11 protein-coding genes are annotated in these 12356 nt (G+C 39.6%); 4 read left to right on the plus strand and 7 right to left on the minus strand.

Annotated features, from left to right (window positions below; translation table 11 throughout):
• The first annotated feature begins 2 nt into the window (after window positions 1-2).
• Genes menB through menE form a run of 3 tightly spaced genes read left to right on the plus strand, consistent with a single transcriptional unit; the run spans window position 3 to window position 3249 of the window.
• The gene (gene menB, locus GWJ01_RS17280; protein ID WP_075670662.1) at window positions 3-860 is read left to right on the plus strand and encodes a 1,4-dihydroxy-2-naphthoyl-CoA synthase; all 858 of its coding nucleotides are present in this window, start codon (window positions 3-5) and stop codon (window positions 858-860) included.
• A complete protein-coding gene (gene menC / locus GWJ01_RS17285; RefSeq protein WP_161711374.1) occupies window positions 860-1831 on the plus strand; it encodes an o-succinylbenzoate synthase in 972 nt (323 codons plus the stop codon). The genes menB and menC overlap by 1 nt, the downstream gene beginning before the upstream one ends.
• The gene (gene menE, locus GWJ01_RS17290) at window positions 1819-3249 is read left to right on the plus strand and encodes an o-succinylbenzoate--CoA ligase (protein WP_161711375.1); all 1431 of its coding nucleotides are present in this window, start codon (window positions 1819-1821) and stop codon (window positions 3247-3249) included. The genes menC and menE overlap by 13 nt, the downstream gene beginning before the upstream one ends.
• Window positions 3250-3449: 200 nt before the next feature.
• On the opposite strand, the gene GWJ01_RS17295 is transcribed toward menE, so the two are convergent.
• Window positions 3450-4904, minus strand: coding sequence for a catalase (locus GWJ01_RS17295; RefSeq protein WP_098942372.1), 1455 nt, complete (start codon window positions 4902-4904; stop codon window positions 3450-3452).
• A gap of 284 nt (window positions 4905-5188) precedes the next feature.
• Between GWJ01_RS17295 and GWJ01_RS17300 the strand changes: the two genes are divergently transcribed.
• Window positions 5189-5731, plus strand: coding sequence for a YfaZ family outer membrane protein (locus tag GWJ01_RS17300; RefSeq protein WP_109393068.1), 543 nt, complete (start codon window positions 5189-5191; stop codon window positions 5729-5731).
• 79 nt (window positions 5732-5810) lie between these two features.
• Here GWJ01_RS17300 and tyrP read toward each other — a convergent pair whose 3' ends face one another.
• The 6 genes from tyrP to ubiG form a co-directional block, all read right to left on the minus strand.
• Window positions 5811-7022, minus strand: coding sequence for a tyrosine transporter TyrP (tyrP, locus tag GWJ01_RS17305; protein WP_161711376.1), 1212 nt, complete (start codon window positions 7020-7022; stop codon window positions 5811-5813).
• Between the two features lie 182 nt (window positions 7023-7204).
• Window positions 7205-7438 carry a YgdI/YgdR family lipoprotein gene (locus GWJ01_RS17310; RefSeq protein WP_036935606.1) on the minus strand — a complete coding sequence of 78 codons (234 nt, stop codon included), beginning with the start codon at window positions 7436-7438 and terminating at the stop codon, window positions 7205-7207.
• Between the two features lie 90 nt (window positions 7439-7528).
• On the minus strand, window positions 7529-7807 hold the full coding sequence (gene yfaE / locus GWJ01_RS17315) for a class I ribonucleotide reductase maintenance protein YfaE (RefSeq protein ID WP_161711377.1): 279 nt from the start codon (window positions 7805-7807) through the stop codon (window positions 7529-7531).
• Window positions 7808-7832: 25 nt separating this feature from the next.
• Complete coding sequence (gene nrdB, locus GWJ01_RS17320) at window positions 7833-8963, minus strand: class Ia ribonucleoside-diphosphate reductase subunit beta (RefSeq protein WP_109393071.1); 1131 nt, start codon at window positions 8961-8963, stop codon at window positions 7833-7835.
• Window positions 8964-8974: 11 nt separating this feature from the next.
• A complete protein-coding gene (nrdA, locus tag GWJ01_RS17325; protein WP_109401828.1) occupies window positions 8975-11266 on the minus strand; it encodes a class 1a ribonucleoside-diphosphate reductase subunit alpha in 2292 nt (763 codons plus the stop codon).
• 348 nt (window positions 11267-11614) lie between these two features.
• Window positions 11615-12352 carry a bifunctional 2-polyprenyl-6-hydroxyphenol methylase/3-demethylubiquinol 3-O-methyltransferase UbiG gene (gene ubiG, locus GWJ01_RS17330; RefSeq protein ID WP_109393073.1) on the minus strand — a complete coding sequence of 246 codons (738 nt, stop codon included), beginning with the start codon at window positions 12350-12352 and terminating at the stop codon, window positions 11615-11617.
• Window positions 12353-12356: the final 4 nt, after the last annotated feature.

Consider the following 12356-nt stretch of genomic DNA (forward strand, 5'->3'; position numbering starts at 1 on the left):
TTATGCTTTACCCGAGCGAAGAAAAATTATATGCACCGATTGAATGGCAGGATTGTTCTGAAGGTTTTGAAGATATCCTTTATCATAAATCAGTCGATGGCATTGCAAAAATTACGATTAACCGCCCGCAAGTGCGTAATGCTTTTCGTCCTTTGACAGTGAAAGAGATGATCCAAGCATTAGCTGATGCACGTTATGATGACACAATTGGTACTATCATTTTAACGGGTGCGGGTGAAAAAGCATTCTGTGCAGGTGGCGACCAAAAAATTCGTGGCGATTACGGCGGATATCGCGATGATAGCGGTACTCATCACCTGAATGTGCTAGATTTCCAACGCCAAATCCGTACTTGTCCAAAACCTGTTGTAGCAATGGTTGCAGGTTATTCTATCGGTGGTGGTCATGTACTTCATATGATGTGTGACTTAACTATCGCTGCTGAAAACGCTATTTTTGGTCAAACTGGCCCTAAAGTTGGTTCTTTTGATGGTGGCTGGGGCGCTTCTTATATGGCTCGCATTGTTGGTCAAAAGAAAGCACGCGAAATTTGGTTCTTATGCCGTCAATATGATGCAAAAGAAGCATTAGAAATGGGCTTGGTTAACACTGTTGTTCCTTACGCAGATCTTGAAAAAGAAACAGTACGCTGGTGTCGTGAAATGCTAGAAAATAGCCCAATGGCATTACGTTGCTTGAAAGCTGCATTAAATGCAGATTGTGATGGTCAAGCTGGCCTTCAAGAATTAGCGGGTAATGCAACTATGCTGTTCTATATGACTGATGAAGGTCAAGAAGGTCGCAACGCCTTTAACGAAAAACGTCAACCTGATTTCACTCGATTTAAACGTAACCCATAATGCGAAACGCCAAACTCTATTCATTCAGCCTACCTGTAGATGCAGGCGTTGTTCTGCGCTATCAAAGGCTAAAAACGCGTGATGGTTTTCTTGTCTGTTTAGAGCAAAATGGCAAACAAGGGTGGGGTGAAATTTCACCTCTTCCTGAGTTTAGCCGTGAAACTTTAGAACAAGCACAAGAAGCTGCACAATCTTGGTTAACAGCTTGGTGCGCGGGTGAAAACCCTGTTCATAGTGAACTGCCAAGTGTGGCTTTTGGTATTAGCTGTGCATTAGCAGAGCTGGAAGGTACATTGCCACAAGATGCGAATTATCGTGCCGCACCTTTATGTAATGGCGATCCTGATGATTTGATTTTAAGCCTTAATGATATGGAAGGTGAAAAGGTCGCTAAAATCAAGGTTGGCTTATATGAAGCAGTGCGTGATGGGATCGTTGTTAACCTGTTATTAGAAGCTATCCCTGACTTAAAACTAAGACTTGATGCCAATCGAAGCTGGACACCAGCAAAAGCAGAAGGCTTTGCAAAGTATGTTAATCCGCAATGGCGTGACCGTATTGCGTTTTTAGAAGAGCCTTGCAAAACACCAGAAGAGTCACTGGCTTTTTCTCAAGCAACAGGTATTAACATCGCTTGGGATGAAACGGTGCGTGATGATGGTTTTGAAGTAAAACTACAACCTGGTGTAACAACGATTGTTATTAAGCCTACGTTAGTGGGAAGTCTTGAACGCTGTCAAATGCTTATTAAACAAGCCAATGCGTTGGGGTTAGATGCTATTATCAGTTCAAGTATTGAAAGTAGTTTCGGACTCACTCAATTAGCCAGAATTGCACAATGGTTAACACCTAATAGTATTCCGGGGCTCGATACTGTTGATTTGATTAAACAACAACTTATTCGTTCTTGGCCAAATGTGGACATTCCGCTTATCTCTCTTGAACAGCTAGAGACAGTATGGCAACAGTAGTTCCATTTAAACAATGGCCGTGGCATCACTGGGCACAATTATACCCAAATGAAACGGCCATCATTTCAGGTGTTTCACCAATTACATGGCAACAACTAAGTTGTCATATAAATCAGTTAGCTAATAATTTTGCTAAACAAGGTGTTGATACACAAAACACTGTGTTGTTACGTGGAAAAAATCACATTAATCTTGTTTTCGCATTGCTCGCTGTTTTTCAATGTGGTGCAAAGGTATTACCTTTAAATCCACAGCTTCCAAAATCTTTACTTGATGAATTATTACCTCACTTAGGCATTGATTTTTATGCTGATTTGAGTGAAACACCGCTAGATTTAAATGCAACATTGCTTGATCTTAGTGGTGTGGAGTTAGATAACACGTCACGTCAATATAAAACTCAAACAGTAAATGATGTCCTATGGACGCCATCTCGTATGGCAACACTTATTTTGACATCAGGCTCATCAGGTTTGCCTAAAGCCGCGGTACACACCTTTGACGCACATCTTTGCAGTGCAATGGGTGTTTTATCATTAATGCCTTTGGAAAAAGGGGATAGTTGGTTACTCTCTTTGCCTCTATTTCACGTTTCAGGACAAGGTATACTTTGGCGCTGGTTATTACGCGGAGCAACGCTGGTGGTGCGCGAAATGCATCCTTTTGTAGATGCTTTGCAAGGTTGTACTCATGCCTCTTTAGTTCCCACACAATTATGGCGCTTCTTACAAAATAGAGCGCAACAAGATAATCAACAACCTATTACCCTAAAATCTGTTTTATTAGGCGGAGCAATGATCCCTATTGAGCTAACGCAAGAAGCAGAACATTGGGGAATTCAATGCTGGTGTGGCTACGGTATGACGGAAATGGCATCAACCGTTTGTGCCAAGCGTGCAGATGGTAAAGCGGGAGTAGGACTTCCACTAAAAGGCAAAGAAGTTAGGTTAGTGGATGATGAACTCCAGATAATGTCTGACAGTGTTGCACTAGGGTATTGGTTTGATGGTCAATTAAAACCGCTATCGCTTACGGCTGATGGTTGGTATTCAACACAAGATAAAGGTTGTTTTAGTGCCGAAGAATGGTGTGTTTTAGGCCGTTTGGACAATCTTTTTTTCAGTGCTGGCGAAGGGATCCAACCGGAAGATATTGAAAAAATTCTTAATACACATCCAAGTGTTAGCCAATCTTTTGTTGTCCCTATCGATGATGCCGAATTTGGACAACGTCCGGTTGCAGTTGTTGATGCTGATATTGAAATCATTAATCAATTACCACAGTGGTATCACTCCCGATTAGCCGGATTTCAAAGACCTGTTGCTTGCTTACAACTTCCTGAAAGCCTTAAAAATGGGGGAATAAAAATCTCTCGTAAACAAGTACAACAATGGATGAAAGGGCAATTGTTGAAGTAATAATGGTGTGTTTGTCGATCCTCCTATCAAAATTCTATTTCTAATATAAAAGGTAGATAAAAGTAATTTGAATTTCTGTTCGTCATGGTTAAAATGATGAGCATAAAATAGACAATAAGTCCTAAAGATTATTAGAAAAAGGCGCCCGAAGGCGCCTTATTATTTTTGCCGAGTTGCTCACAGGGCTTCTTATTATACGGTTATTTAGCGTCTTTTTTTGCTAATGCTTTCATTGCTTTTTCAACACCAGCACCATATTCAGGATGAACTTTCTTAAATAAGGCAATTTGACGTTTTTGTGTATCTTTACTTGCTTGAATTAATTCACCTGCGATGCGAGAAAACATACGTTGATGCTCTTCATCACTCAGTAATTCATACAGTGCGCGAGGTTGGCTGAAATAATCTTCGTCTTCACGATGGTTCCAGTGATCTGCAGCACCTTCAATTGATAATGGTGGCTCTTTAAAATTAGGCTGTTCTTGGAACATACCACCATTATTGGGCTCATAAGTAATACCGCTACCACTATTACCATCAACACGCATTGCACCATCACGATGATAATTATGGAATGGGCATTGTGGCGCATTCACAGGGATTTGATGATGATTAACACCTAAACGATAACGGTGAGCATCACCATAAGAGAATAGGCGACCTTGTAACATCTTATCTGGGGAGAAGCCAATGCCCGGAACAATGTTGGCAGGGCTAAATGCTGCTTGCTCTACATCAGAAAAATAGTTTTCAGGGTTACGGTTTAGCTCGAAATAGCCCACATCAATTAATGGATAGTCAGCATGAGGCCAAACTTTAGTTAAATCGAAAGGATTATAAGGGACTTTTGACGCTTCTTTTTCTGGCATCACTTGAATTTGTAAATTCCAGCGAGGGAAATCACCGCGTTCAATCGCATCAAATAAATCACGTTGTGAGCTTTCTCTATCTTTACCAACCAGAGTCTCAGCTTCATCATCCATCAAGTTTTTAATACCTTGTTGGCAACGGAAGTGAAATTTAACCCAGAAACGCTCATTATCTTTATTAATAAAGCTATAAGTATGGCTACCAAAACCGTGAATAAAACGATAGCTTTGTGGTAAACCACGGTCACTCATATCAATAGTTAATTGGTGTAAAGCTTCTGGTAAATGAGAGAAGAAATCCCATTTATATGCCATATTGCGTAGGTTGGTTTTAGGATCACGTTTTACAACGTGGTTTAAGTCTGGGAATTTCAGCGCATCGCGAAGGTAGAAAACAGGAGTGTTATTACCCACCATATCCCAATTACCTTCTTCAGTATAAAATTTTAACGCAAAGCCACGAATATCGCGTTCGGCGTCTGCGGCACCTCTTTCACCAGCAACAGTTGAAAAGCGAGCAAACATTTCTGTTTTTTTACCCACTTTAGAGAAAATTTTAGCGCGAGTATATTTCGTAATATCGTGAGTGACTTTAAATGTACCAAAAGCACCAGAGCCTTTTGCGTGCATACGTCTTTCTGGAATAACTTCACGATCAAAGTGAGCTAGTTTTTCTAAAAACCAGACATCTTGAAGTAACATCGGACCACGAGGGCCTGCTGTCATTGAGTTATTATTGTCTACAACAGGTGCGCCTGACGCCGTTGTTAGCTTTTTCTTTTCCATCACATATCTCCAGTTTATGAAATAGTAAACGATCTAAAAAAATAGCATGTGTGAATAAAACGAAGCGAACAGCCTTATATTTATTATGGTTAATATTGACTGTAATTCCACTTTAGCAATATTAAATCCATTAATAAAACCAATTAGACCAATAATATTGATAGATGTAACTTATTTACATAGATTGAAAATTCTACAGATTATCTTTCAATTTTGAGTCAAGTTGTTTAATAAATTTGTTGTATAATTATAAGTTAGGACAATTATTTGCTGGGGTAATAACAATGAAAAAATATTTATTGGTCGGCGCTATAAGTACACTATTTATGGCGGCAAATGCCAATGCGGTATCAATGAATATTCAAGCGGGTGAGCATTATACAGACGTTCGCGCAGGATTAGGCAATCCTAATGCGGGTCTTTCTTTTAATGGTAACTGGGCTCGTAGTGATCATGATGGTCAATTAGGTAGCCTAGGTGCAAAGTTTGCTCTGCCATTAGGGCCTTTTTCAGCAAGTGTTGGTGGTAAAGCACTTTATTTAGCACCCAAAAATGGTGATGATGGTGCTGCTTTAGCGGGTGGTGTGGGTCTTAACTGGAATGTTCTGCCTTCTTTAAGTGTGTATGGCGAAGCCTATGCATCTCCTGAAGGATTAACCTCTGGTAGCAAATCTTATTATGAAGCTGATGTGGGTGCACAATTAACGGTATTTAAACCATTGCATGTTAATGCTGGTTATCGCGTGATTGAAATCGAAAACTCACATAATAGAAGTAATAATAAATTAGCTGATGGTTTCTATGTGGGTGCCGGTTTAAGTTTCTAATCTAGACGCTATATCTGAATCAAAAAAAGCAGGTGTCTAAAATCAGCACCTGCTTTTTTGTCGCCTATAAGAAAGGGAGTTAGCCAACTTGAGGTAATAAACCAAAAGTGATGGCGACTTGAATACCAATAACCACCAGGCCACAAGTAAATACAAGACCTAATGCATTTTTCCCACCTTTAACTTTGTATTTATCAGTACCATTTCGTTCTTGTCTGACTTTCCATACTAATAAAGCCGGTAGAAGTAATGCTAAAATTGACAGTGCAATAGCCGCATAAGCTAATGCTTGCACAAAGTTAGGGAAATAAAGCGCACAAACCAAAGGTGGAACAAAGGTTAACAGGCTTGATTGCATGCGCCCAGTAGCGCGATTGCTACGCTTAAAGAGATCTGCAAGATAATCAAATAGCCCTAATGCAACACCAAGGAATGAAGTAGCTAAAGCCAATGCAGCAAATAGGTTAACTGCAATATTCACGCGAGGTGTAGCAACAACATCACGAATAGCCGTCAGTAAGCCATTTAATCCCGATTGCTGCGCCATAATTCCCATAAAAGTATTTGTTGGGATGGCACCTAATGTGGCAATTTGCCATAAGATATAAGCAACAAGCGGAATAGCACTACCAATAATAAAGATAATACGTAGCTTTTTAATATCGCCATTCATGTAACTTACGATACTTGGCACACTACCGTGGAAACCAAATGAGGTAAAAATAACAGGAACCGCAGAAAGGATAAGTCCATATTCTACAGGCATTGAGGTCAAGTTTACCGACTCAACGTGAGGTAACATCACAATCAGCATGAATATAAGGAAAAAGACTTTTGCGGTAAATAATAGGCGATTAATCATATCGACCGATGTTGTACCAATTCCTACTACAGCTCCGCCAATCACTGTAAAGATAATAATACCTTGAGTGATAGAAAGCTCATGACCAATCCAAGATGAAAGGGTAGCCGAAAGTAGTTCACCTGCACCACTAATATAAGCGGTCGTTAATGCATACATTAATAGCAACAGTGCGAGGCCAGTGATAACTTGACCACCTACACCGAGATAGCGTTTTGCGATAGAGCCGAGACCTGTATGAGGATCGTTGTATTGATAAACTTCCACCAGCAGTAATGCGGTATAGCTCATCAATAACCATAAGCCAATAAGCAATAACATCATCGTGCTAAAGCCAATACCCACGGCAGCTAATGGCATTGCCAGCATACCAGCCCCAATTGTTGTTCCTGCAACAATAAAAACACTGCCTATAGTGCGATTCTTCACAAGATCCTCTGTTCACTAGACTATTTTATTTATTTAAAAAGCAGAGTATAAGAATGGTAAAATTCTGTCAAATTTTAATTACGTATAGTGTAATGATTAGTTTACAAGAAAGGGTTTTGTGAATAAAAAAACGCCAATCATAAATATGAATTGGCGCTTTAAGAGAAGGGTTTATAAGAGCATTAATCGTCAAGCTCTACCATTCGTCTTATTTGATCACGATTAATCTGTTTAATCTGTCCGGTTTCTGAATCTTTGTAGGTAATTAATCCAGTTGCTTCATCTTCTTGGGGTTTATCCGTCGTTAAAATTGTTTCCCCATTTACTGTTTCTATTTTTTGTGGACTTGAACAGCCTGCAACAAGCAGAATTGATGTAGAAATAGCAATGACTGAGAAAATAGACTTTAATTTCATAATGCTTTTCCTTTTTTTATCGTGTTAACTTAACCTTAGTCAAAGTTGAACAAGAGTGTTAGAAAAAAGCTCAAATTAAGATAATTCAAATTATTTAGAGTAAATTTCTATTTCAATATCACTGATGGGATGACAGCTACAAGGTAAGATTTCATCAGGTTGGATAAATGCTAAAGGTTCATTGCGATAACAAACCTTGCCTTTCACTAGGCGCAGACGACAAGAGCCACAATAGCCTTCGCGACATTGGTATTCGACTTGGACTTTCCCATGTTCTAATGCATCAAGCAAAGAGGGGTGGGTGTCAGTATGAAATTCTAAAGGTTTTGAAAGACCCTGCATCAGCAGGGTCACTTTATGAGATGCCATAACGTATCGGTGTTATTTCTCAGTATTACAATTCAAAGTTGCTTAAATCATCAGTATCAACTTGTGAATCGATTTGACCCACGAGGTAAGAACTGACTTCAACTTCTTGAGGTGCAACTTGAACGTTGTCAGACACTAACCATGCGTTGATCCATGGAATAGGGTTAGAGCGCGCTTTAAATGGTAATTTAAGACCCACTGCTTGCATGCGAATATTTGTAATATATTCAACATATTGGCAAAGGATATCTTTATTTAAACCAATCATCGAGCCTTCAGAGAATAGGTATTCAGCCCACTCTTTTTCTTGCTCAGCAGCTTCAACGAACAGGTCATAACACTCTTGCTCACATTCTGCTGCAATTTCTGCCATTTCAGGATCATCTTGACCTGAACGCAGTAAATTCAGCATGTGTTGTGTACCTGTTAAGTGTAGCGCTTCGTCACGAGCAATTAGTCGGATGATCTTCGCGTTACCTTCCATCAGTTCACGTTCAGCAAAGGCAAATGAACAAGCAAAGCTAACATAGAAGCGGATTGCTTCTAGTGCGTTGACGCTCATTAAGCACAGATAAAGCTGTTTCTTTAATTTACGTAATGTGACGTGAATTGTTTTACCTTTAACTTGATGGTCGCCTTCACCATACATGTGATAAAGATTTGTCAGCTTGATTAACTCGTCATAGTAAGAAGAAATATCACGAGCACGTTTTAAAATCTCTTCATTTTCAACGATATCATCAAACACAACTGACGGATCATTAACGATATTACGAATAATATGAGTATAAGAGCGTGAGTGAATGGTTTCAGAGAATGACCATGTTTCAACCCATGTCTCTAACTCTGGGATCGAGATCAAAGGTAAGAATGCCACGTTAGGGCTTCTGCCTTGAATCGAATCCAACAGCGTTTGATATTTTAAGTTGCTAATAAAAATATGTTTTTCATGATCAGGTAATGCATTGTAGTCAATGCGATCACGAGAAACGTCCACTTCTTCTGGACGCCAGAAGAAGGAGAGCTGTTTTTCAATTAGCTTTTCAAAAATAGGATATTTTTGCTGATCATAACGCGCTACGTTAACAGGTTGCCCAAAAAACATGGGCTCCTGAAGTTGATCATTTTTAACTTGTGAAAAAGTAGTATAAGACATAGCTTCCTCAATTAAATTTTACACGCGCCGCCTTCACAATCTAAATCTTCCGTCTCAACGACTTCTTCCAGATCACCCTGTACATCATCTGCACCGTCACGGGTATTGTGATAATAAAGTGTTTTCACACCATATTTGTAAGCGAGCAGCAAATCTTTCAGCAGTTGGTTCATTGGAACCTTACCGCTAGGGAAACGAGTAGGATCGTAGTTAGTGTTCGCTGAAATGGCTTGGTCAACGAATTTCTGCATGATGCCCACTAACTGCAAGTAACCTTCAATACTTGGCATTTGCCATAGTAATTCATAAGCGCCTTTCAAACGCTCATACTCAGGAACCACTTGACGTAAAATACCGTCTTTAGAGGCTTTAATACTGATATAACCACGCGGTGGTTCGATACCATTTGTTGCATTAGAAATCTGTGAAGATGTTTCTGATGGCATCAGTGCAGACAGTGTTGAGTTACGTAAACCGTGCTCTTTAATGTCTTTGCGTAAACTTTCCCAATCGTAATGCAGAGGTTCTTTTGTCAGTACATCTAATGATTTTTTGTAGGTATCAATAGGTAAAATACCGTCAGCGTAAGTGGTTTCATTAAACCATGGGCATGCACCTTGTTCTTTCGCTAATTCATTAGATGCTTTTAATAAATAGTATTGAATTGCTTCAAACGCACGATGAGTTAAGTTATTTGCACTACCATCAGAGTAGCGAACACCGTGTTTTGCTAAATAATAAGCAAAGTTAATAACACCAATACCTAAGGTACGACGGCCCATTGCACCTTGTTTTGCCGCTAAGATTGGATAATCTTGGTAATCTAACAGCGCGTCTAAAGAACGAACGGCTAAACGAGCAAGTTCTTCTAAATCATCAAGATTTTCAATTGCGCCTAAGTTAAATGCAGATAATGTACACAGTGCAATTTCACCATTAGGATCTTTAATATCATTTAATGGTTTAGTTGGTAGTGCAATTTCTAAGCATAAATTCGATTGACGAATTGGTGCAATTGCCGGATCAAATGGGCTATGTGTATTACAGTGGTCAACGTTCTGAATGTAAATACGGCCAGTTGATGCTCGTTCTTGCATCATTAATGAGAATAACTCAACTGCTTTAACTTGTTTTTGGCGGATGCTCTTATCTTTCTCGTATTGCACATATAAACGTTCAAATTCATCTTGATCAGCAAAGAATGCATCGTATAGACCAGGGACATCAGAAGGGCTAAATAAAGTAATATCCTGCCCTTTGATTAAACGTTCATACATTAATTTATTTAATTGAACGCCGTAATCTAAATGGCGAACACGGTTATCATCAACACCACGGTTGTTTTTCAGCACCAGCAGGCTTTCAACTTCTAAATGCCATAATGGGTAGAACAAGGTTGCTGCGCCACCACGAACACCACCTTGCGAGCAAGATTTTACCGCAGTCTGGAAGTGTTTATAGAAAGGGATACATCCCGTATGGAATGCTTCACCATTACGAATAGCACTACCTAATGCACGAATACGACCCGCATTGATACCGATACCCGCACGTTGAGAAACATATTTCACGATGGCACTTGATGTCGCATTGATAGAATCAAGGCTGTCGTCACACTCAATTAATACACAAGAGCTAAATTGACGAGTTGGTGTTCTTACACCTGCCATGATTGGTGTTGGTAATGAGATTTTAAAGGTTGAAATCGCATTATAGAAACGTTCGATATAGTCCATACGTGTTGCTTGTGGATAACGAGAGAACAAGCAAGCCGCAACTAAAACATATAAAAACTGTGCGCTTTCGTAAATTTCACCTGTAATACGGTTTTGAACGAAGTATTTACCTTCTAATTGTTTAACCGCAGCGTAGGAGAAGTTCATATCACGTTGATGAACAATAAAGTTATTCATCTGTTCAAACTCTTCTTGTGTGTAATCTTCAAGAAGATGGCGATCATATTTGCCTAAATCGACTAATTTTTTAACGTGATCATACAGTGTTGGTGGCTCAAATTGGCCATACGCTTTTTTACGTAAATTAAATACGGCAAGACGGGCAGCGAGGTACTGATAATCAGGTGTTTCACCAGAGATTAAGTCCGCAGCAGCTTTTACCAGCGTTTCATGGATATCAGCAGTTTTGATACCATCATAAAACTGAATCTGAGAACGTAATTCAACTTGAGATACAGAGACATTTTCTAGACCTTCTGCGGCCCAGGTGATAACACGGTGAATTTTGTCTAAGTCAATGCGTTCTTTATGACCATCACGTTTTGTGACGAGCAGGCTGTGATTCATGAGCGATGCACCTTTCTTGCATTAGTGTTACCTGAAATTTTATACCGCAAAAAAACGCTCCCGATGACAATTTGTGCCAAGGAGTCTTGTGGTGTGAAATTTAAGGAAACACAATATATAGGGGTTGGTTCAAATGGTGATAACAAGATAAAGGTAATTGAGCGATTGATCAAGTGTACAAATCTGATTGTTTCTGTGGATAAATAGGGGATAATTTTTTTAACAACTGCCTGTACCCTGCATAAATACAGGCAGTAAGAAACACAAATTCAAGTGACAACGATGTAAAGTCAATTTTAAAAAATGTGATCGTTTGATGTTTTATTAAACCAAATCAAACTTTCAGTTTCACGAATTCGAGTTATGTGTCGATTGTGTGTGCACCATATAGTTCACATCGACATTTGGCGCTAATCGGAATTTGTCAGTAATCGGGTTATAATGTAAACCAATCATATTTTTGCTACGCAAATCGGTTTCATCAACCCAACTAAGTAATTCTGATGGGCGAATAAACTTATTAGCATCATGTGTGCCCTTAGGTACCATATTCAGAATATACTCCGCACCTACCACCAGCATCAACCACGCTTTTTTATTACGATTGATGGTTGAGAAGAAAACATGTCCACCAGGTTTTACCAGTTTTGCACAGGCTCTTACAACAGATGAAGGGTCAGGAACGTGCTCTAACATCTCCATACAGGTAACGACGTCATAAGTTTGTGGGTTTTCATTTGCGTGGTTTTCAACTGTATCTTGAATGTAAGTGACCGGAATACCCGATTCTAGCGAGTGCAAACGTGCAACTTGTAATGGCTCTGTACCCATATCAAGGCCAGTTACTTCAGCCCCAACACATGCCATACTTTCAGACAAAATACCGCCACCGCAACCAACATCTAGGACTTTTTTTCCGAATAGGCCGTCTGCGCGTTCTTGAATATAGTTGAGTCTTAGCGGGTTGATGCGGTGTAATGGCTTAAATTCACCTTCAAGATCCCACCACCGTGATGCGACGCTTTCAAACTTGTCGATTTCATGCTGATCCACGTTAGCATGTAAAGAGGTTGTTTTATCATTCATCAGA

The organism is Proteus sp. G2618 (assembly GCF_009915995.1).
Lineage (GTDB): Bacteria > Pseudomonadota > Gammaproteobacteria > Enterobacterales > Enterobacteriaceae > Proteus > Proteus terrae.

Coding starts and splice junctions, on each gene's coding strand:
- menB (WP_075670662.1), top strand. CDS start 3: ATGCTTTACCCGAGCGAAGAAAAATTATATGCACCGATTGAATGGCAG.
- menC (WP_161711374.1), top strand. CDS start 860: ATGCGAAACGCCAAACTCTATTCATTCAGCCTACCTGTAGATGCAGGC.
- menE (WP_161711375.1), top strand. CDS start 1,819: ATGGCAACAGTAGTTCCATTTAAACAATGGCCGTGGCATCACTGGGCA.
- GWJ01_RS17295 (WP_098942372.1), bottom strand. CDS start 4,904: ATGGAAAAGAAAAAGCTAACAACGGCGTCAGGCGCACCTGTTGTAGAC.
- GWJ01_RS17300 (WP_109393068.1), top strand. CDS start 5,189: ATGAAAAAATATTTATTGGTCGGCGCTATAAGTACACTATTTATGGCG.
- GWJ01_RS17310 (WP_036935606.1), bottom strand. CDS start 7,438: ATGAAATTAAAGTCTATTTTCTCAGTCATTGCTATTTCTACATCAATT.
- yfaE (WP_161711377.1), bottom strand. CDS start 7,807: ATGGCATCTCATAAAGTGACCCTGCTGATGCAGGGTCTTTCAAAACCT.
- nrdB (WP_109393071.1), bottom strand. CDS start 8,963: ATGTCTTATACTACTTTTTCACAAGTTAAAAATGATCAACTTCAGGAG.
- nrdA (WP_109401828.1), bottom strand. CDS start 11,266: ATGAATCACAGCCTGCTCGTCACAAAACGTGATGGTCATAAAGAACGC.
- ubiG (WP_109393073.1), bottom strand. CDS start 12,352: ATGAATGATAAAACAACCTCTTTACATGCTAACGTGGATCAGCATGAA.